Source organism: Streptomyces sp. SAJ15 (assembly GCF_007595705.1).
Classification (GTDB): domain Bacteria; phylum Actinomycetota; class Actinomycetes; order Streptomycetales; family Streptomycetaceae; genus Streptomyces.
In genome coordinates, this window is the sequence record NZ_NISY01000017.1 from 10109 (window position 1) to 31526 (window position 21418).

A 21418-nucleotide genomic window follows, 5' to 3' on the forward strand; every position below is an offset into this window, starting at 1 on the left:
GGCGGCCCTGGGTCCGGCTCCGCACCGGCCTCCGAGCGGCTGGCGGAATTTCCCGACGCCCGGGAGCGGCCCCGTACCCCGCCCACCGAAATCGACAAGGGCGAGCACACGGCGGCATTCGGGTGTTCTCGCGTTATTCCGGGACCCTTCCGACTTCCCTGAAACTCGACGCACAACATGCCCTGGCGCATCAAAGCCACAGCCATGAACTCGAATCCTTCCCCGCCCTGCGACCACGGCCGGAATATCCGAGGACCGCCCCTCTTTCACGCCTGCCGGGCCCGGAAATGGGGCTCGAAGATTCGAGGCGCCTTCTAGTGGTGCTCGACACCTTTCCTGGAGGGTACAGCTAGGATTCTCGGGCTTCAGCACCCTTGTGAAAACTCTCCCTCACAGCTCGGAATGGAAGTAGGACTTCGGCACCTCACGCCGATTAATTCTTTGCCTACCCTGGCCACTGTTTTGCGGGAGCACCCATGGACACCGCTTTGGATTTCCCCGACTTTCTCATCGGCATCAGTCCCTTCGGCGAACCGGACGCCAGGCTCGTCGCGGCGTTCAGCGGTGCCGGGGGGCTCGGCGTGCTCGACCTCGGAACCGGGGACCGGCGGGCCCGGGGGGCGTTGGAGCAGGTCCGCCGCTGGACGGCGGGGCGTCGGTACGGGGTCCGGGTGGGCGCGGGCTGCCGGCTGACACCCGAGGACCTCACCGCGGGTCTCGCCGCGGACGAGAACGCCCCGGACACGGTGGTGCTCGGCGTGGACGCGCGCTGGTCGGTGCCCGCCCTGGTCGGCCGGTACCGGGTGCTGGCGGAGGTGACCGGTCTGGAGGAGGCGGTGGCGGCGGTACGGGCCGGGGTGGACGGCCTGATCGCCCGAGGTGGTGAGAGCGGCGGTCGCGTCGGTCGGCTGGGGACGTTCGTGCTCCTCCAACAGTTACTCGGCGCGGCCGAGGTGTCCGTCCCGGTCTGGGCCTGCGGCGGCATCGGCCCGCGGACCGCCGCGGCCGCCGTCGCCGGCGGCGCGGCCGGGGTCGTGGTGGACAGCCAGTTGGCGCTGCTCGCCGAGTCCGGCGTCGCCGCGGAGACGGCCGCCGTGCTCCGTTCCCTGGACGGCTCGGAGACCGTCGTCGTCGACGGTCGCCGCGGGCTGCGTCGGCGCGGCGCCCCGCCGACACGGGCCGCGACGAGCGCCGACGGCGTCCGGACCGACCCTGACGCGAAGGACCCCACTGCGAAGCCCAGCGCGGACGACGCCCCAGAGGGCGCCGCCGCGCAAGTCATCGACCCGAACGACGCCGCCGCGCACGACGTCCACCCGCGGGACGACGCCGCGACGGCCGATCGGCCCTCCGCCCGGGAGGACATGGAGGACCGGCTGCTGCCCGTGGGCCAGGACGGCTTCCTGGCCGCTCGTTTCGCCGCCCGCTGGCACACCGTCGGCCGGACGGTCCAGGCCCTCACGGAGGCCGTCCGCGACTGCCGTCACACCGCGCCGGCCCAGGCGGCGCTGCGCCCCGGTGCGGCGATCTGCGACGCGCTCGGCACCCGGCTGCCGCTCGCCCAGGGCCCCATGACCCGGGTGAGCGACCAGGCGGGCTTCGCCTCCGCCGTGGCGGCGGAGGGCGCGCTGCCGTTCATCGCCCTGGCCCTGGCCGGCCCCGAGCAGTCGCGTTCACTGCTGCGTGAGGCCGAGGCGGCGCTGGCCGGGCGGCCCTGGGGGGTCGGGGTCCTCGGGTTCGCCCCGGAGGAGGTCCGAAGCGCGCAGCTCGAAGCCATCCGCGAGGTGCGACCGAGCCACGCCGTCATCGCGGGCGGACGGCCCTCGCAGGCCAAGGCCCTGGAGCGGGACGGCATCACCACGTTCCTGCACGTCCCCTCGCCCGGGCTGTTGCGCCAGTTCCTGCGGGCCGGCGCCCGTCGGTTCGTCTTCGAGGGCGCCGAGTGCGGCGGACACGTGGGTCCGCGCAACAGCTTCCCGCTGTGGGAGGCCCAGATGGCGGTGATCGAGGACTTCCTGGACGAGCGGGACGCCGGCACGGTAGCGAGCACGGGCACCGGGCCGGGCGTGGGCACCGGCCCGTCCGCGGACGCCGACGGCGACGCGGGCACGGGCGCGGGTGTGGGCGCCGGGGCGCCGGGCCGCGTCGAGGTCTTCTTCGCCGGCGGCGTGCACGACGAGCGGTCGGCCGCCATGATCGCGGCGCTCGCGGCGCCGTTGACCCGGCGTGGCGTCGCCGTCGGTCTGCTGATGGGAACCGCGTACCTGTTCACCGAGGAGGCCGTCGAGCACGGTGCCATCCAGCCGCTGTTCCAGCGCCAGGTGGTGGGGGCACGGTGCACCACGCTGCTGGAGACCGCGCCCGGCCATGCCACCCGGTGCGTGCCCAACCCCTTCACCGAGGGCTTCCACGCCCTCAAGGAACGGCTGCACGCCCGGGGCGTGCCGGCCCGGCAGCGCTGGGAGGACCTGGAGCGGCTGAACGTGGGTCGGCTGCGGATCGCCAGCAAGGGCGTCGAGCGCGGCCCCGACGGCGCGCTGCTCCCGGTCGGCGAGGACCGCCAGCTCGACGAGGGCGTGTTCATGGCCGGTGACGTGGTCGCGCTGCGATCGACCGTCACCACCGTCGACGCCCTGCACCGCTCGGTCACCGCGGGCGCCGCGGACTTCCTCGACCGGCGCGCCGCGGAGTTGCGCGGACTCCTGGGCCCTGACGCGTCCCTCGACAGCGCCGAACCGACGCCCCCGCGGCCACTGGACGTGGCGGTCATCGGCCTGGCCTGCATGTTCCCCCAGTCCCCCGACCTCGCCACCTTCTGGGCCAATGTGCTCGACGGCGTCGACGCGGTCACCGAGGTGCCGGCCGACCGATGGGACCCCGCGGTCCACTACCGCGCGCCCGACGGGACCGGTGCCCGCGGCGGCGACGGCGCCACCACGGTCTCCCGCTGGGGCGGCTTCCTGCCCCGGATCCCCTTCGACCCGCTGCGCTTCGGCATCCCCCCGACCTCCCTGGGCAGCATCGAACCGGTGCAGCTGCTCGCGCTGGAGGCGGCCCGGCGCGCCCTCGATGACGCCGGGTACGGCGACCGCGAGGGTCGGTCCTTCGACCGGGCCCGCACCTCCGTGGTCTTCGGCGCCGAGGCGGGCAGCGACCTCTCCAACGCCCGCACGCTCCACGCGGTGCTGCCGTCCTATCTCGACACGGTCCCCCCGGGCCTGGCGGAGCAACTGCCTCCGATCACCGAGGACTCCTTCCCCGGCATGCTGGCCAACGTCATCTCCGGCCGGATCGCCAACCGGCTCGACCTCGGCGGCGCCAACTACACCGTGGACGCGGCCTGCGCCTCCTCGCTGGCCGCCGTCGACGTCGCCTGCAAGGAGCTGGCCACCGGCACCAGCGACCTGGTGCTGTGCGGCGGCGCCGACCTGCACAACGGCATCAACGACTACGTGTACTTCTCCTCGGTGCACGCGCTCTCCGCGACCGGCCGGTGCCGCTCCTTCGACCAGGCGGCGGACGGGATCGCGCTCGGCGAGGGGGTGGCCTGCGCGGTGCTCAAGCGGCTGGCCGACGCGGAACGGGACGGCGACCGCGTCTACGCCGTGATCAGGGGCGTGGGCAGCTCCAGCGACGGCCGGTCGCTCGGGCTGACCGCGCCCCGGCCGGAGGGCCAGCGGTCCGCCCTGGAGCGGGCCTACCGCAACGCCGGGGTCTCGCCCGCCGACGTCGGCCTGATCGAAGCGCACGGCACGGGCACCGCCGTGGGCGACCGCACCGAACTGTCCGTCCTGGAGGCGGTGTTCACCGCGGCCGGGGCCAAGCCCGCCGGTTGTGCGCTGGGGTCGGTCAAATCGCAGATCGGACACACCAAGTGCGCGGCGGGCCTGGCCGGCCTGGTGAAGACGGCGTTGGCGCTGCACACCGGCGTCAAGCCGCCCACGGTCCACCTCGAGCGGCCGAACTCCGCGTGGGAGCGGGAGAGGAGCCCCTTCGTCTTCCACACCGAGCCCCGGCCCTGGGCGGCGCCGCCCGCCGAACGGGTCGCCGGGATCAGCGCGTTCGGCTTCGGCGGCACCAACTTCCACGTGGTCCTCAGCGCGCACGGGCGGGGCGCGCCCCCGGCGCACGGCCTGGACGCCTGGCCCGTCGAGCTCTTCGTCTTCCGGGGCGCCGACCGCGCCACGGCCCTCCGCGGGGTCGACGAGATGCTCCGGCTGACCGCGGCGAACGACGCCGCCGGCCGGCCGTGGCGGCTGCGCGACCTCGCGCTGACGGCTTCGCGCCGGGCCGCGGCCGGCCACGGGCCGGTGCAGGTGGCCCTGGTCGCCGAGGACCTCGACGGCCTGGACCGGCGGCTGCGCCGGGCGCTGGCGGGTGAGTCCGAACCGGGGGCGGGAGTCCACCTGGCCGACCCGGAGGTGGCCGCCGGCGGGCGACCGGAGCCGGGCCGGCTCGTCTTCCTCTTCCCCGGCCAGGGGAGCCAGCGCACCGGGATGTTCGCCGACCTCTTCGTCGCCTTCCCCGAGCTCCACCGCTATCTCGAACTCGACCCCGCCCTCGCCGCGGTGCTCTATCCCCCGGCCGCCTTCGACAAGGCCGAGCGGGCACGCCAGCGGGAGCGCCTGACCGACACCCGGGCGGCGCAGCCGGCGCTGGGCGTCGTGGGCCTCGCCGCGTACTCCCTGCTGCGCGCCGCCGGTCTCGACCCGGACATGGGGGCCGGACACAGCTACGGGGAGCTGGTGGCGCTGTGCGCTGCGGGCGCCATGGACGCGCGCACCCTGCTTCGGCTCAGCGCCGAGCGGGCGGCGGCTATCCACGACGCCGCCGCGGCCGCCCCGGAGGGGCCCGGCACCATGGCCGCGGTGACGGCCGGGCACGAGGAGGTGGAGCGGGCGCTGAAGGAGACCGAGTGGGCCGACCGGGTCGTCGTGGCGAACCACAACGCCCCCGGGCAGACCGTGATCTCCGGGCCGGTGGCCGCGGTGGACGCGGCCGTGGGCGCGCTGCGCGCCGCCGGGCACTCGGCCCGGCGGATCGCGGTGGCCTGCGCCTTCCACAGCCCGTTGGTGGCCGCGGCCGGCGATCGCTTCGCGGCGGCGCTGGCGGGATGGTCGCCGCGCGCGCCGGAGTTCCCGGTGTGGGCCAACCGTACGGCCGCCGAGCACGGCGCGGATCCGGAGGCGCTGCGCGCCGAGCTGGCCGCGCAGATCGGGGCGCCGGTCCGCTTCGCCGAGCAGATCGAGGACATGTACGACGCCGGGGCCCGGGTCTTCGTCGAGGTGGGCCCGGGTGCCGTGCTCACCCGGCTGGTCGGGGAGATCCTCGACGGCCGGCCGCATCGGGCCGTCGCCGTCGAGCGGCGGGCGGCGGGCAGCGGCCTGGCCGGGCTGCTCGACGCCCTGGCCCGGCTCGCGGTCGCCGGCTTGCCCGTGCGCACCGACTGGATGTTCCGGGGCCGTGACGCGATCGAGGCCGACGCCGCCGCGCCGCCGCGACGGCCGGGCTGGTCGGTCGACGGGCAGCTGGTCCGCACCGCGGACGGCGCCGTGATCCCGGGCGCGCTGGCGCCGCCGCGGCGCGTCGCCGAACCGGTGGTGGCCGCGCCACCGGCGGGCGAGCCGCGGCGGAGCACGGACGAGCTGCTCCTCGAGTTCCTGAGGACCAGCAGGGACCTGGTCGCCACCCAGCGCGACGTCCTGCTGAGCTACCTGGGCGCCGCGGCGGGCGGACGGATCCCGGCACCCCTCCCGCCCGTGCCGGCGTCGGCACCGGGAGCGGGAGCGGTGGCCTTCGCCCCCGGGCCGCTCCCGGGCACCACCCCGCTCACGGCCGCCGTGGCGGCGACGGCACCGGCGACCGCCGCCCCGTTCGCGCCCTTCGCGCCCACGGCGGCACCGGAAGGCGCGGATCCCGTCCCGCGTCCCGGGGCCGCGCCACCCCCGAAGGTCGCCGCCGCTCCGGCGGCCCTCACCGAGGCGGACGTGCTGCGGGTGGTGTCGGAGGTCATCAGCGACCGCACGGGCTACCCGGTGGACATGATCGAACCGGATCTGGACCTGGAGGCGGACCTGAGCGTCGACTCCATCAAACGGGCCGAGATCGCGGGTGAGTTCGCGCGCCGGCTGGGCGTGGGCGGTGAGGGCGGCGCGGACGTTCCGGACGACGAGGAGCTGGAGGAGCTGGCCCGGGCCCGTACCGCGGCCGCCGCCGCGGCGTGGCTGTCCGGGCGACTCGCGGCCGGCGCGACACCGGGCACCCATGACGGCGCGTCACCGGCCGCCGATCACGAGGGGCCGCCGGCCACCGATCACGGGACGCCGATGCCGCCGACCACCGACCAGTGGGCGCCGCCGGCCGCCGACCACCCCGTGCCGCCGGCCGCCGATCCCCCGGGGTCGCGAGTCGCGCCCCTCGCCTCGAACGCGTCGGTCGCGACGGTCGCATCGGTCACATCGGTCGCGACAGTCACGTCGGTCGCATCGGCCGTGTCCGCCACGTCGGCCGCGCCGGCCGCGCCGGCCGCCTCGGCTCTGGCACACGCGTCGACCGCGGCGGCCCCACCCCCGACGCCGCCGGGTGACACACCTCGCCGGATGCGGCTGTGTCCGGTGCCGCTCGGTGACCGCGCCGCGGACCCCGCCCGCTTGGCGGGCAGGCGCTTCGCGCTGCTGGGGGGCGGGGACGTCGCCCGCGCGCTGGTCGCGCGGCTGACGGAGTTCGGGGCGGAGGCCGTGACCCTGGAGGCGGGGCACCTGCTCACCGAGCGGGACGGCGCGGTGGACGGGGTGGTGCTCCTCGGCGCGCTGGCCGACACCGAATCCGGTACCGACGCCGAAACCGGTGCCGACGCCGACGCCGGCTTCGACACCCGCCCACCGGTGCTCCCCGAGGCGTTCCCCGTGCTCCAGGCCGCCCTGCGGCACCGGCCGGGCCGTCTGCTGGCCGCCCGGACCGCCGACCCGCTCGACGTCCGCGCGGCCGGTCTGCACGGGCTGTTCCGCTCCGTGGCCAGGGAGTACCCGGAGACCCTCGCGAGAGTGGTGGACCTGCCCGGCCGCGCGTCGGCGGACACCGTCGCGGAGATGCTGCTGGCCGAGCTCTCGACCGAGGACGAGGACGCGCCGGTGGTGCTGCGGACCGGGGCGGGCCGGGAGGGACTGGAGCTGCGGGAGGAGCCGCTGGCGGGCCTGGCCGTCTCCGGCGCGGGCCCGGCCGGCGACGGGGCGGCGGAGGCCGCGGCCGTCGGGCTGGACCGCGACGCGGTGGTCGTGCTGGTCGGCGGGGCGCGGGGCATCACCGCCCAGTTCGCCCTCGCCCTGGCGTCCGCCGCGCGCTGCCGCGTCGAGCTGCTCGGTCGCACCCCCGAGCCCGTCGGCCCCGAGGATCCGACCACCGCCGGGGCCGCCGACCAGGCGTCGCTGCGCGCGGTCCTGGCCGCGCGGGGCGGCCTGTCGCCGGCGGAGGTCCAGCGGGAGAGCGCACGCGTGCTGGCGCGACGCGAGGTCGCCGCCACCCTCGCCGAGTTGCGGGAGCGGACCGGCTGGGCGCGGTACCGCGCGGTGGACGTACGGGACGGCGACGCGGTGCGTCGGGCGGTGGCGGAGATCCACGCCGAGCACGGGCGGCTCGACGGCGTCGTCTACGGAGCGGGGGTGATCGAGGACCGGCTGCTCCTGGAGAAGTCCGCCGAGTCCTTCCGGCGGGTGTACGGCACCAAGGTGGACGGTGCCGCCGCGCTGCTGGACGCCCTGGAGGAGCGGGCCGTCCACCCGGCCTTCGTGGTGCTCTTCGGGAGCGTCGCCGCCGTGCTGGGCAACCGCGGGCAGGCGGACTACGCGGCCGCCAACGACACGTTGGAGGCGCTCGGCGCGCGCTGGTCGATCCGCACCGGCGGCCGGGCGCTGACCGTCCACTGGGGCCCGTGGGCGCCCGCCGCGGAACACGCGGGGATGGTCAGCCCGGAGCTGGGGCGCGCCTATGCCCGGCGCGGCGTCCGGCTCGTCGACCCGGAGGAGGGGACGCTCGCCCTGCTGCGCGAGCTCGCCTGGGGTGACGAGCGCTCCCGCTCCGTCGTCTACACCGCGTCGGGCTGGTGAGCCATGACGGACGAGCGGTTTCCGCCGATCGCCATCGTCGGGATGGCGGTGCTGCTGCCGGGCGCCCCCGACCTGGCGACGTACTGGCGGAACCTGGTGGCCGGCACGGACGCGATCAGCGAGGTGCCGGCCGGGCGGTGGGACACGGACTTCTACCATCCGGACGGCGACCGGGGGCCGGACCGCGTGTACTGCCGGCGGGGCGGGTTCGTGGACGAGTTCGCCGCGGTGGACGTGACCCGGTTCGGCATCATGCCGGCGTCGGTGCCCGGCACCGAACCCGACCAGCTGATCGCGCTGGACGTGGCGGCCGCCGCCATCGCCGACGCGGGCGGCGAGGAGCGGCTGCCCGAGCGGCACCGGGTCGGCGTGGTGCTGGGCCGGGGCGGCTACGCCGGGGCCGGCCTGGTGCGGCTGGACCAGCGGGTGCGCACCGCCCGCCAGCTCGTCCGCACCCTCGGGGAGCTGATGCCCGATCTACGGTCGGACCAGTTGGAGCGGGTGCGGGCCGCCTTCACCGACCGGCTGGGCCCGGACAGCCCCGAGTCCGCCATCGGGCTGGTGCCCAACCTCGCCGCGTCCCGGATCGCCAACCGGCTGGATCTGCGCGGCCCCGCCTACACGGTGGACGCCGCATGCGCCTCCTCGCTGGTGGCGATCGACCAGGCGGTGGTGGAGCTCGCCGCCGGCCGCTGCGACGTCATGCTGGCCGGGGGCGTGCACCACTGCCACGACATCACCCTGTGGAGCGTCTTCACGCAGTTGCGGGCGCTCTCCCCGAGTCAGCGCATCCGCCCGTTCCATCGGGATGCCGACGGCATCCTGATCGGCGAGGGCACGGGCGTGGTGGTCCTCAAGCGGCTGGCCGACGCGGAGCGGGACGGGGACGGGATCTACGCGGTCATCCGCGGCACCGGGGTCTCCAGCGACGGCCGCACGTCGAGCCTGGCCAACCCGGACCCGGGGGGCCAGGTGCTGGCGGTGCGGCAGGCGTGGCGTGCGGCCGGGCTGGACCCGCGCGAGCCGCACTCCGTGGGGCTGGTGGAGGCGCACGGCACGGCGACCCCCGCCGGGGACGCGGCCGAACTCGCCACGCTGGCCGAGGTGTTCGGCCCCGGCAGCGGGCGGGACGACGGCGCGGCGGCCGTGCTCGGTTCGGTGAAGTCGATGATCGGCCACGCGATGCCGGCCGCCGGTGTGGCCAGCCTGGTCAAGGCGGCCCTGGCCGTGCACCACGGGATGCTGCTGCCGACGCTCCACTGCGAGGACCCGCACCCCGCGCTGGCCGCCACGCGCTTCCGCACGCTCGACACGGCGCGGCCGTGGGAGTGCGACGAGGGCCGGTCCGTACGTCGTGCGGCGGTGAACGCCTTCGGCTTCGGGGGGATCAACGCGCATGTGGTGCTGGAGCAGGCGCCCCAGCCGGCGCGCCGGGCGCGGTCGCGCCCGCTCGCCGTGTCCGAGCCGGAGCGGGTGCTGGCGCTGGCCGCCGAGACCGCCGACGAGCTCGCCGAGGTGCTGGCGGCGGACGACTCCACGGTGCTGGCCGCCCCGCGGGGTGACGGCCCGGTCCGGCTCGGCGTCGTGGCCCCGACCGGCCGGCGGTTGGCGCTGGCCCGGCGCATGGTGGCCGCCGGACGTCCGTGGCGCGGCCGCAACGACATCTGGTTCGCCCCCGCTCCGCTGCTGGGCGGGGCCGCCCCCGGCAGGCTGGCGTTCGTCTTCCCGGGCCTGGAGGGCGAGTTCGAGCCCCGCGTGGACGGTGTCGCCGAGCACTTCCGGCTGCCGCCCGAAGCGGGCGGCGGCCGTGACGGGCGGGTGCGGGTCGGCGACGTGGGACGGCACGCGATCGAGGTGTTCGCCGTCGGCCGGCTGCTGGACGGTGCGCTGCGGCGGATGGGGGTGACGCCGGACGCGGTGGCCGGGCACAGCGTCGGGGAGTGGAACGCGATGGCGATGGCCGGCATGTACGCGCGCGAGGCCGTCGACCGGTTCCTGGAGACCCACCGGCCGGACGAGCTCCGCGTGCCGGGCGTGGACTTCGCGGTGCTGGGCACCTCCGCCCGGCGGGTGCGGGCCGCGCTGCGGGAGCGGTCCGAGGAGCGGGTGGTGCTCTCCCACGACAACGCGCCCACCCAGGCGATCGTGTGCGGTCCGCGGGAGCCGGTGCGGGAGTTCGTCGGCTCGCTGCGTGCCGAGGGGGTGATCGCCCAGGTGCTGCCGTTCCAGTCGGGCTTCCACACGCCCATGCTGGCCCCCTATCTGGCCCCGATCGCCGCCCAGGCCGAGCGGTTCGAGCTGCTGCCCCCCGAGGTGCCCGTCTGGTCGGGCACGACCGCCTCGCCCTTCCCCGAGTCCCCGGAGGGGGTGCGCGCGCTGTTCGTGCGGCACCTGCTGGAGCCGGTGCGCTTCCGGCCGTTGGTGGAGGCCATGTACGAGGCGGGCTTCCGGGTGTTCGTGCAGCTCGGCGCCGGTCAGCTGGCCGCGCTCATCGGCGACACGCTCGACGGCAGGGACCACCTCGCGGTGGCCGCCACCTCGCCGCGCCGCGACGGCGTCGCCCAGCTGCGGCGGGTGGCCACGGCCCTGTGGACGCACGGCGCCTCCGTCGACCCGACACTGCCGCCCGTCGCCGCCCCGGGGCGCGCTCCGAGGCGGACCGCCGCGGCGGCGCGACCGCCGGCCCGACTCTCCCTGGACAGCGCGCTGGTGTCCCTGGAGGAGCGCGAGCTGGCCGCGCTGCGCCGCGAGCTGGCCCCGGCCCGTACGGCCGCCGCCGAGGCCGGCGCGCCGCCCGGACCGGCGGCCCCGACCGGGCGGGACGCCCCCTTCGAACCGGCCGCCCGACTGGACGCGATGGCCGGGCGCTTCCCGCTGGCCGCCGAGCTCGGGGCGCTGCTGCGGGAGACCGCGGACACCGCCGCGGAGCTGCTCACGGCGGGGGCGGCGCGCCGCTCTCCCGGGACCACCCTGCGGGTCTCCACGGAGACGATGCCGTACCTGTTGGACCACTGCTTCTTCCACCAGCGCCCCGGCTGGCCCGATCTGGAGGACCGCCGTCCGGTGGTGCCGGCCACCACCATCGTCCAGCACCTCATGGACGCGGCGGAGCGGGCCGTCCCGGGGGCGCGGGCGGTGGCGGTGCGCCACGCGCGCTTCAACCAGTGGGTGACCGCCGCCACCCCCGTCGACGTGCCCATCACCGTGCGGCCGTCGCCGGGCGTGCCCGGCGGTTACGACCTGACCTTCGGGACCCACGCGCAGGGCACGGTGGAGCTCGCCGCGGGGTATCCGCCGGCCCCGGCCCCGTGGTGCGCGGACCCGGCCACCGAGCGGGTCCCCGTCCACACGGCGAAGGAGCTGTACAGCGAGCGCTGGATGTTCCACGGCCCCGCCTTCCAAGGGGTCTCGGAGATCACGGCGGTCGGCGACCGGCACATCCGCGGGGTGATCATCGCCCCGGCCGCGCCCGGTGCGCTGCTCGACAACGTCGGCCATCTGCTCGGCTACTGGATCGTCGCGGCGCACACCGAGCGGACCTCGGTGCTCCCCGTCGGCCTGCGGCACGTCCGTGTCTTCGGTCCGCCGCCGCGCCCCGGCACCACCGTGCGGTGCCTGGTCCGGATCTCCTCGCTGACCGAGACCGTGCTGGAGGCCGACGCCCAACTCGTCGTCGACGGCCGGGTCTGGGTGGAGCTCGCCGGCTGGCAGGACCGGCGCTTCGACAGCCTGCCGGAGACCAAGCTGGTGGAGCGGTTCCCCGAGCGTCACACGCTCTCCCGCCCGCAGCCGAGCGGATGGGTGCTGCTGCACGAGTGGTGGCGGGACGCCGCCTCCCGCGACCTGGTGATGCGCAACCACCTGGGCCGGGCGGAGCGGCTGGCGTTCGAGCGGCAGCCGCCGCGGGGGCGCCGGCAGTGGCTGTTGGGGCGGATCGCCGTCAAGGACGCCGTGCGGCAGTGGCTGTGGGACCGCGGGGAGGGACCGGTCTTCCCCGCCGAGATCGGCGTCGAGAACGACCCGTCCGGGCGGCCGTACGTCACCGGGGTGCACGGCCGGCGGCTGCCGGCGCTGGGCGTCACGTTGTCGCACCGCGCCGAGACCGGGGTGGCCCTGGTGCGGCCCGGTGCCCGGCCGGGGGGCGGTGGTGTCGGGATCGACGTCGAGCAGGTCGTCGAGCGTCCGGCGCAGGCCCGGACCGTCGCGCTGGGCCCGGCCGAGCGCGAGCTGCTCGCCGCGACGTGCGCCGAGCGGGGCGAGCCGGAGGATGTGTGGTTCACCCGGTTCTGGGCGGCGAAGGAGGCCGCGTCCAAGGCGGAGGGGACCGGGCTGCGGGGGCGCCCCCGGGACTTCGCCGTCGTCGCCGCCGGCCCGGACGAGCTGCGGGTGGAGGTCGACGGCCGCTCGCACCGCGTGAGCTGCCGAGTCCTCGGCAACCCGGCGGGGCTCCCGGAGCGGGAGTACGTCGTGGCGTGGACGACGGCACCGGAGGAGGAGTAGCGAGGGCGTCCGCGCGGAGGCCGTACCAGGCACACCAGACGCATGGAGAAGTCGGAAGGAGAGGACGCTGTGAACAGCAATCAGGTGCAGGCGCCGGGCCTCGATACCGAGGCCGGCGTGTTCGAGGAGGTCCTCGACATGCTCGAGGGGCTCCTCGGCGGCTACGCGTTCGACCGGGCGGAGATCACCATGGACACCGAGCTCTCCAACGATCTGGACCTGGAGAGCTTCGACCTGGTCACCCTCGGCGGCCTGTTGTCCGCGCGCTTCGGCGAGCGGGTGAACTTCGCCGAGTTCCTCGCCGAGATCGACCTCGAGCGCGTCATCCGGCTCACGGTCGGCGACGTCGTCGGCCGCGTCACATCCCGGCTGTCGGACCCCGAGGAGTGCTGAGTCATGGCGGTCATCAGCGCCGAGGGCGTCGAGCTGAACGTGGAGCGGCTGGCGGCCCGCAGGGGGACCACGGACCCGCCGACCGTGGTCTTCATCCACGGCATGCTCATCGACACGCTCGTCAGCGGCTATCTCACCCTGGGGCCGACCCTCGCCGCCGCGGGGTTCGACGTGGTCATGTACGACCAGCGGGGACACGGCCGCAGTGAGCGGCTGCCCAGCGGGTACACGCTGGACGACTTCGTCGGCGACCTCGACGTCGTGCTCGACCGGCTGGCGGTGTCGGGGCCGGTGCACCTGGTCGGCCACTCCTTCGGCGGCACCATCGCCTTCCACTACGCCGCGCGCCGACCGGACCGGGTGGCCACCGTCTCGGTGATCGAGTCGGAGCCGGCGACCGACGGCTGGTCCCGCAAGATGGCGCTCGCCCTGCCGACCGCGGCGGTGGAGTTCGCCCGCGGCGACTTCCAGCAGTGGGTGAAGGAGGAGCACAGCGCCTACATGGCCCAGCGGGTGAAGGCCGCGTCGCAGCTGCTGAACTCCAGCACCGTGGCCCAGGACATCCCCGCCAGCCGGGTGCTGGACCAGGAGCACCTGCGGGCCCTGCGCTGCCCGGTCCTGGCCATCTACGGCAGCGAGTCGGAGCTGGTGGACCAGGAGCCGTGGCTGAAGTCGCTCATCAGCACCTGCCGTACCGTCGTGGTGCCGGACCAGGAGCACTGGGTGCTGCTGGCCCATCCGAGGATGGTGTGCGACCTGATCATAGGCTGGGTCCGCGAGCACCACCCGGCCCGGTCGAGGGAGGTCGGCGGGCGGTGAGCGGCTTCCTGTTCGTGGTGCCGCCGCTGGTGGGCCATGTCAACCCCACGCTGGGTGTCGCGGCCGAGCTGGTCCGGCGCGGCCACCGGGTCGCGTGGGCGGGGCCGCCGCGGATCGTCGGCCCGCTGGTCGGCCGCGAGGCGCGGGTGTTCCCGTGCGCCGGCAGGGCGCCGGACGACCCCGGGATGGCGCGGCCGCCGACCCTCCGCGGCGCCGCGGCGCTGAAGTACCTCTGGGAGCGCTATCTGGGGCCGCTGGCGGAGGAGATGGCGCCAGGCGTCCTGCGGGCGGTGGAGGAGTTCCGGCCCGACGTGCTCGTCGTGGACCAGCAGGCCGTGGCGGGCGCGCTGGTGGCCGAACGGCTCGGTCTCCCCTGGGCCACCTCGGCGAGCACCTCCGGCGAGTTCACCTCGCTGGTGGGGCTGCCGAAGGTCGAGGCGTGGATCGCCGACTTCGTCGACGACCTGCGGAAGCGGATCGGCGACCCGCACGGGACCGGCGACCCGCGCCGGTCCGACCGACTGGTGCTGGTGTTCAGCGCCGAGGAGCTGATCGGCGCGGCCGAGCCCCTCGGCGAGCAGGTGCGGTGCGTCGGCCCGTCGATCGTGCCCCGCCCGTACGACGGGCACTTCCCCTGGGAGTGGCTGGACCGTGGGCGCCCCACCGTGCTGATCACCCTCGGGACCGCCAACACCGGCTCCGGGACGCGCTTCCTCACCGAGTGCGCCGCGATGGTCCGGGACCGCTCGGACCGCCTCCAGGCGGTCCTGGTCGACCCCTCGGGCTCGGTGCCCGGCGACGACGCGTTGCTGGTGCGCCCCAGCGTCCCCCAACTGCCGCTGCTGGAGCGGTGCGCCGCGGTGGTCTGCCACGGCGGGCACAACACGACCTGCGAGGCGCTGTGGCACGGGCTGCCCCTGGTGGTCGCGCCGATCCGGGACGACCAGCCGGCCATCGCCGCCCAGGTGGCCCGGGCCGGGGTGGGGGTGCGGGTGCGGTTCGGCCGGGTGACCGCCGAGCAGCTCGGCGCGGTCCTCGACGCCGTCCTCCACGAGCCGGGTTACCGGGCCGCCGCCCGGCGCATGGCGCGTTCCCTGCGCGCCGCCGGCGGCCCGGCCGCCGCGGCGACGCACCTGGAGGAGTTGGTCGTCGCCGCGTCGGTGGAGGGGAGCCGGCCACCGGGGACTTCACCACCACGGCTCACCGCCGGACAAGGAGGCGCACACGCATGAGCTTCTCTCTGCTCGAACTGGCCGACGGATTCCGGGCCTACGCCCACAGCGGCATGGAGGCGCGCTTCATCTACCAGGAGATCTTCGAGGACCACAGCTATGTGCTCCCGGAGCTCCCCGAGGCACCACTCATCGTGGACGTGGGGGCCAACATCGGGCTCTTCTGCATCTACGTCAAGCGCGCCTACCCCGAGGCGCGCGTCATCGCGTTCGAACCCGCTCCGGAGAGCCTGCGCGCCCTGCGGCTCAACCTGGAGCTCCACCAGATCGACGATGTCACGGTGCACCCGCTCTGCCTCGGCTCCGAGCGGAACGACGCGGCACGCTTCGCCTACTACCCGCGGCTGCCGGGCAACTCCACCCTCCGCCCGGACGATCAGGTGCCCTTCAAGGCCAGGCTGTCCGAGATCCTCGGGAAGACCCTGGCCGCCTCGCTGTTCACCCCTCGAGAGCTGAACGTCCGGGTGGAACGGCTGTCGGACATCCTGGCCGACAGCCGGCTCGCCGGGGCGGACATCGATCTCATCAAGGTGGACGTCGAGGGGGCGGAGCTCGACGTGCTGCACGGGATCGACGACCACGACTGGCCCCGGATCGGCAACCTCGTCGTCGAGGTCGGTGACACGGACGGCAGGCTGCACGCGGTGGAGACCCTGCTGCGCGACCGCGGGTTCACGGTGTCCAGCGCCCCCACCTCGTTCATGGAGACGAGGCTCCCCTTCTACTACGTCACGGCCAGGCGGGGCTGACCATCGTTCGCGCCGAGGCTGGCGCGGCGAGGCAGGACGCGGGCTCCAGGACGGCCAGCAGGTCACGTCGCGTCAGTATGCGGGTGACGCACCCACGGTCCCCGGTGCGGCCGGTCCGCTTCGGCGGAGGGCACGGCCCAGGAGCGGACGGGACAGGACGACAAAGGCCCCTCCCGCACCGGGGAGGGGCCTTTCATGGAGCGCCGAGCAGGCCTTGCACCTACATCTCTCGTTTGGAGACGAGCATCTTTCCTTAGACGACCGACGCATCGAACCCCGCCCCGTGGGGCGGCGTCGTGAGACCTACTGTACTACAGATCCGCACTTGAGATCATGGCCCGGTGCTGACGCTCCACCCGAGCCCGCCGCAGTTCGCGGGCGATTTCGAGATCCATCTGACGGTTCGTGCCGACGCGGACGGTCGGACCGCCGACGACCGCGCCACCTCGCCCCCCGGACCGGCCGACGACGGACCGGACGACAACGGCCCGGCCGACGACGGACCGGGCGACGACCGCCTGGCGCTGCTGGCCGCGGAGTGCGGGTGGAAGTACGCCCGCATCGTGTTGGACCGGGGTCGGGTGCCGGCGCAGCCGATGGTCACCCTGCGGACAGCCGGGACCCTCGCCGCGGCGCGGGCGGTCGCCGACGGGGCGGCGCGGCGGCTTCGGGAGGCGGGCTGGGCGGTGGTGCGGACGAAGGTCGAGGCCGCGCCGTGGGCGCGGGGGGTGCCCGGCCGCGACACCGAGGGCGTGGCGCTGGGCCCGGGCTACTACTTCGAGCACCACATCAAGCTGCTCCTGGAGCCGGGGACCGACACCACGGCGACGGCGGCCGTCGCCGACCGGCACGCGGCCCATCTGTCGCGCAACGCCCGCCGGATCCGCGAGGACGGGCGCGCCGAACGCTTCGTCACCCAGCGCTGCCGGTTGGTCGGCCGGGACACGGCCGGCCGTCGGCTGGCGGCGCTGACCGCGGAGCTCGGCGCCCTGGGCCATGAGATGGTCTCGGTGGAGCGGGAGTTCGTGGTGTACGACAGCGACGAGACGCTGGACGCGGGCTGGATACGGGAAGGGCACGGGACCGACGGAGGGCGCGCGGGGCGCGCCGCCGCCGGGACGCGAGCGGGGGAGGAGACACGATGACGACGTGGGAGAGGCTCGACTGGGGGCCGTGGGAGGCCGACGACACCGTCCCGCAGCAGGGGCCGGACGAGGCCGTCCGCGCCCGTAAGGAGCTGCCGCGCACGCTGGTGCCGGTGGCGGGTGAGGGGGTGGCGCAGTCCCCCGTGTTCGACCCCGCCATGAAGCACCACGCGAGGGCCCTGCGGCCGAGCGAGCCGCGGTTCGCCGACGCGCGCACCGGCGACGGCTGGCACGCGGCCCGTCGGCTCGCCCTCGACCATGTGCTGGACGCGGTCGGGGGCGGCGAGTGGGCCGACCACCTGGTGCTGCGCGGCAGCGTCCTGCTGCGGGCCTGGTACGGCGCGGCCGCGCGCGAGCCGGGGGACCTGGACTTCGTCGTCCAGCCCCGGGACTGGGAGCTGCCGGACCCCCGCAGCGACCGCATGCTCGACGGCATCGCGCGGGCCGCCGAGGAGCTGTCGCTGCGCGACGGCCGGGTGCGGCTCGACGCGGGCGGCGCGGTCAGCGACTCGATCTGGACCTACGACCGGGTGCCGGGCCGTCGTCTGGTGATCCCGTGGACGGCCGAGGGCCTGCCGGGCGGCAGCGTGCAGTTGGACTTCGTGTTCAACGAGCCGTTGCCCGTCCCGGCCGAGCTCACCGAGGTGCCGCGCCGGGGCGGCTCGGGGGAGCCGCTCCGGCTGTGGGCCGCCGGCCGTGGACTCTCCCTCGCGTGGAAGATCATGTGGCTGGTCTCCGACAGCTATCCGGAGGGCAAGGACCTCTACGACGCCCTGCTGCTGGCCGAGGACCCGGCCACCGAACTCCCGCTCGGACTGCTCCGGGAGGTGTTCACGGGCGTGGACTACGGTGCCTACGCGCGGTTCCCCGTGTTGCCCGAGCTCATCGCCTCGTCCGCCTCCCAGGCCGAGTGGTTCGAGTTCGCCAAGGACCACCCGGAGATCGCCGGCGCGCCCGACCGCTGGTTCGACGGCCCGCCCCGTGCGGTCGTGGACCGGCTCGTCGCCGCCCTGGCCCCCGTCTACGCGCTCGACGAGGACGGCGACGACTCCCCCGCGTATCGGCTGCGCGCCGCGTGGTTCGCGTCGGGGCTGCCGCCCTTCCGGGAGGCGCTGGCGTCGGGGGGCCTGGACGGGCTCCAGCAGCTGCTGGTCGAGCAGCACCTGCACGCGGCGGAGGCGATCGTCATCACCCGTGAGCTGCTCGGCCGTCGGGAGTGCGACCTGGAGCGCGCGGCCGGGATCGTCGCGGAGTTCCGCGACGGCGACCACAGCCCGCAGGTCCGCGAGAGCCGTGGACGGCTCGGCGACCCCGCCGAGGCCCTCGTGGAGCTCCGGACCGCCACGATGCCGGAGCGCGACCGGCCGGCGGCGGGCTGAGGAGACGCACAGGCGAGGGCGGACGACGCACTGGTCGTCGAGACGGCCGAACCGTCGGGCTGAGGTCCTCGGCTGACAAATCCGTCACTCAACGGGTCCGCGGACGACCGTGGTCGTCCGCGGACCGCGGCGCGCCTCACTGGCGGCTCAGCGAGCGGCTGATGCCGGCGGCGATCGTGGTGGCCAGGATCCAGCCGGTGACGATCAGCCCGTAGGAGAGCCACTGGTGCCAGCCCCGTGGGGCGAAGGCGGACTCCTGGCCGAAGCCGATGATCGGCAGCAGCAGGTCGAGCGTGTAGAAGAGCGGGTCGAAGTCGGGGGCCTCGTCCGGCTTCAGCGGTCGCGGATGGTGCCGCGCGAAGGCGAGGGTCCCGGTGAGCAGCAGGGCCAGCAGCCATCCGGCGGCGCGCATGGGGCGGAAGCCGTAGCCGACGGCGGCGTCCTGGAGGTAGCCCCAGATCCTGGCGTAGGGCGGCAGGGTGCGGCGGTGGCGGCGGAGTTTGGCCAGTTGGACGGTGCGCGCGGCGGCCTCGTCACCGGCGGTGCGGTAGGCGAGGGTCAGTTGCTCGTAGGCGTACGGGACATAGCCGTCCGCGTCGCGCTCCAGCAGCGGCAGCCGCCGTGCGGCGGGGAGGTGGGGGACGAGGGTGCGGTAGCTGAGGCCGTCGGTCCTGATCCGGCCGGGCCAGACCTCCGGGGGCAGGTGCAGCACGTCGAGTTGGGAACGGCGCAGGGTCACCTTCCCCTGGATCGGCTCGGCATCCCGTAGCCACAGTTCGCCGATGGTGCAGCTGCTGGCGCGGAGCGCCTGGCCGCCGGGGTTCGACAGTCGGGCCCGGGTGAGGTCGAACTGGCGGGGAATGGTGGCGCCCCGGAGGTCGACGCGGCCGTCGACCCGCAGGTCCGCCCCGCGCAGGTCGGTGCCGACCGACAGGTTCTCGGCGTGCAGGGCGGTGCCGCCGGGCGCGTGAAGGCGGGCGCGGTCGAGGTTGACCTGCCCCTCGACGGTCGTGGCCTTCAGCCGGATCTGGCCGTGCGCCACGAGGTCGACGGCCCAGAGGTCCGCGCCGATCAGCGCGTGGTTGAGCCGCAGCACCGGCCCCTCGGCGGCTCCGGCGGTGGGGCCCGGCTCGTCCGCGTCGGCGGGCGCCTCCGGGTCGCCGAGCCGCGCCCCGTTGAGGAAGAGCGCCCCGGAGACCTGGGCCCCCGCGAGCCGGACCGGGCCGGTGATCCGGCAGCAGTTGAGCCGCAACACCCCGTCCACGCGCACCGCCCCGGCGTTCAACCCCGGCAGCGCGGAGTCGCTGAACACCAGGATGCGCAGGTGCGCGCCGTAGAGGTAGGGGGCGTGCTCGAAGTGGCAGGCGCGCAGCCGTACGGGGTGGTCGACCGTCCCGTAGCCGAGGTCCAGCCGGCCGGTGACGCGGGCCCCGGTCAGCTTCAGACCCGCTATCTCACCGTCCTGCCGGGGCCCGTCGAGCAGCAGCGCTCGTAACACCTCGGCGCGCACCGTCCGCCCGGGTCCCCAACCGGCCCCGGCCATCGGATCGTCGTCGGCGCCGTCGCGGAAGTCGACGGCCTCGCCGCGGGGGAAGGCGCGCCAGACACGGCGCTCGGCCGGCGAGAGGTCGGTGATCTCCACCGGCGGGATGGTGTCGCGCGCGTGTTCGTGGTGTCAACCGCGGCGCCGGCGAGAGCCGTTCCGGGCCGCCGCGCGGCGTGTTCACCGCGGCGCGGACGGGGTGGCGCGGACGGCACGCGCTGGAGCGCCGCCGGGTGACGGCGTCAGCGCAGCGGCACGGTCGCCCAGGGGCTGTGCGGGTCGACCAGCAGGATCCGGTGGGCGAGCAGGACGCTGGTGTACCACGGCCCGAAATGCTCCTCGTCGAAGTGGAGACAGCGTCCGAGGATGTATCCGGCGGAGAAGTCCTCCCAGGACTCGTAGAAGCCCCGCACGCTCACGCCGACCCGGGCGATGGCGGCGTGCATCTCCGGCTCCGTGGCGTAGCGCGCGCCCCTCCCCCAGCGTGCCATCTTCGAGGCGCGGCCGAGGTCCCAGGCGGCGACGGTCCGCACATGGCCGTCCGGCGGCAGCAGCCCGTCCGCGCGGAACCGGGCCTCGTACCGCATGACCTTGCCGACCAGGTCACGGGCGAAGGCCACGAACTCCTCCAGATCGGCCTCGCTGCGCGCCTGGACGCGGTCGCGGCAGACCGCTTCGACCCAGTCCCGCCACAACACCGGGTCGACGCGCGGGTGGCCCAGCTCGCGGATGAGATCGTTGCGGGCCCGCAGCACGAGGTCCCAGTACCAGGGGCTGACCTCGCGGGTGAGCAGTCGCTCCTGCACGCCCAGCCAGTCGTCGCGCCCCTCGACGCCCCACGAGTCGACCAGCCGCTCCACCTCGTTGTGGTAGCCGGCGCCGTGCCAGTCCAGGGTGTTCCAGGCGTCGCCGTTGGCGTAGCAGAGGTGCGCCCCGCAGGCCAGGCCCAGCAGCATGTCGGGATCCTCCGGGGCCCCGGTGCGGCGGGTGACGACCCGGTCGCCGGTGCCGTCGGGCTCGTACAGGTCCTCGTGCAGGTCGCCCCAGACCTCCCGCTCCTCCTCGTCGGCGAGGAACCAGTGCTCGCACGGGGTGCCGCCGTTGACGACGAGGATCTCGCAGTCCTCGGGCCAGATGAGGGCGAGGCTGCCCAGCGTGATGAACTCGTAGACCACGTCGGGGTGCGGCCTGGGGAGCACGCCCGCCGTGTACACCTGGACGATCCTCCGCCCGTCGTCCAGGGCGGGGGCGTGCAGCGGGGCCTGGCCGTCGGTGCTCCGGGCGACGCTCAGGTCCACGGGCCGGTAGAGCCCCTCGGTGGCGAGGAGCCGCAGGTACGCGTATCTGGCGGCGTCGTCGTCCGCCTCGGTCCGCTCGGACAACGCGTAGAGCCGCTGCTCGAATTCGGTGGGCGCCGTCCAGGTGCCACCGTCCTCGGGCAGGGCTATGAAGGGCAGTATCTCGTCGTGCTGTACGTCCTGTACATCCTCGCCGTGCATGATCAGAATGTATCGCGAGGCCCGGGGTGGGCCGGACGGCCCGCCGTGCGTGTGCCC

The 21418-nt window shown here is 75.2% G+C and carries 10 protein-coding genes; 8 read left to right on the forward strand and 2 right to left on the reverse strand.

The window, feature by feature from the left end; translation table 11 throughout:
* The first annotated feature begins 476 nt into the window (after positions 1 to 476).
* The 8 genes from CD790_RS30040 to CD790_RS30075 all read left to right on the forward strand — a co-directional run bounded on the left by CD790_RS30040 (position 477) and on the right by CD790_RS30075 (position 18319).
* Positions 477 to 8102: a type I polyketide synthase gene (locus CD790_RS30040; protein ID WP_144386540.1), complete on the forward strand. Its 7626-nt coding sequence runs from the start codon at positions 477 to 479 to the stop codon at positions 8100 to 8102.
* A 3-nt stretch (positions 8103 to 8105) separates the two neighbouring features.
* Positions 8106 to 12602, forward strand: a complete 4497-nt coding sequence (locus tag CD790_RS30045) for a beta-ketoacyl synthase N-terminal-like domain-containing protein (RefSeq protein WP_144386541.1) — start codon at positions 8106 to 8108, stop codon at positions 12600 to 12602.
* A 69-nt stretch (positions 12603 to 12671) separates the two neighbouring features.
* The gene (locus CD790_RS30050; RefSeq protein ID WP_144386542.1) at positions 12672 to 12995 is read left to right on the forward strand and encodes an acyl carrier protein; all 324 of its coding nucleotides are present in this window, start codon (positions 12672 to 12674) and stop codon (positions 12993 to 12995) included.
* A gap of 3 nt (positions 12996 to 12998) precedes the next feature.
* Complete coding sequence (locus CD790_RS30055) at positions 12999 to 13814, forward strand: alpha/beta fold hydrolase (protein ID WP_144386543.1); 816 nt, start codon at positions 12999 to 13001, stop codon at positions 13812 to 13814.
* Entirely contained in the window at positions 13811 to 15046 is a 1236-nt protein-coding gene (locus CD790_RS30060) for a glycosyltransferase (protein WP_144386544.1), read from the forward strand. Before CD790_RS30055 ends, CD790_RS30060 begins: the two co-directional genes overlap by 4 nt.
* Positions 15043 to 15795, forward strand: coding sequence for an FkbM family methyltransferase (locus CD790_RS30065; RefSeq protein WP_144386545.1), 753 nt, complete (start codon positions 15043 to 15045; stop codon positions 15793 to 15795). The genes CD790_RS30060 and CD790_RS30065 overlap by 4 nt, the downstream gene beginning before the upstream one ends.
* Before the next feature lie 341 nt (positions 15796 to 16136).
* Complete coding sequence (locus CD790_RS30070) at positions 16137 to 16940, forward strand: hypothetical protein (protein ID WP_186319306.1); 804 nt, start codon at positions 16137 to 16139, stop codon at positions 16938 to 16940.
* On the forward strand, positions 16937 to 18319 hold the full coding sequence (locus CD790_RS30075) for a nucleotidyl transferase AbiEii/AbiGii toxin family protein (RefSeq protein ID WP_144386546.1): 1383 nt from the start codon (positions 16937 to 16939) through the stop codon (positions 18317 to 18319). Before CD790_RS30070 ends, CD790_RS30075 begins: the two co-directional genes overlap by 4 nt.
* A 136-nt stretch (positions 18320 to 18455) precedes the next feature.
* On the opposite strand, the gene CD790_RS30080 is transcribed toward CD790_RS30075, so the two are convergent.
* A complete protein-coding gene (locus CD790_RS30080) occupies positions 18456 to 19961 on the reverse strand; it encodes a membrane-associated oxidoreductase (protein WP_144386547.1) in 1506 nt (501 codons plus the stop codon).
* A 143-nt stretch (positions 19962 to 20104) separates the two neighbouring features.
* A complete protein-coding gene (locus CD790_RS30085; RefSeq protein WP_144386549.1) occupies positions 20105 to 21361 on the reverse strand; it encodes a DUF1266 domain-containing protein in 1257 nt (418 codons plus the stop codon).
* Positions 21362 to 21418: the final 57 nt, after the last annotated feature.

Bases quoted from the DNA above. Each gene is read 5' to 3' on its own strand.
- CD790_RS30040 (WP_144386540.1), top strand. From the start codon at position 477: ATGGACACCGCTTTGGATTTCCCCGACTTTCTCATCGGCATCAGTCCC.
- CD790_RS30045 (WP_144386541.1), top strand. From the start codon at position 8,106: ATGACGGACGAGCGGTTTCCGCCGATCGCCATCGTCGGGATGGCGGTG.
- CD790_RS30055 (WP_144386543.1), top strand. From the start codon at position 12,999: ATGGCGGTCATCAGCGCCGAGGGCGTCGAGCTGAACGTGGAGCGGCTG.
- CD790_RS30065 (WP_144386545.1), top strand. From the start codon at position 15,043: ATGAGCTTCTCTCTGCTCGAACTGGCCGACGGATTCCGGGCCTACGCC.
- CD790_RS30075 (WP_144386546.1), top strand. From the start codon at position 16,937: ATGACGACGTGGGAGAGGCTCGACTGGGGGCCGTGGGAGGCCGACGAC.
- CD790_RS30085 (WP_144386549.1), bottom strand. From the start codon at position 21,361: ATGCACGGCGAGGATGTACAGGACGTACAGCACGACGAGATACTGCCC.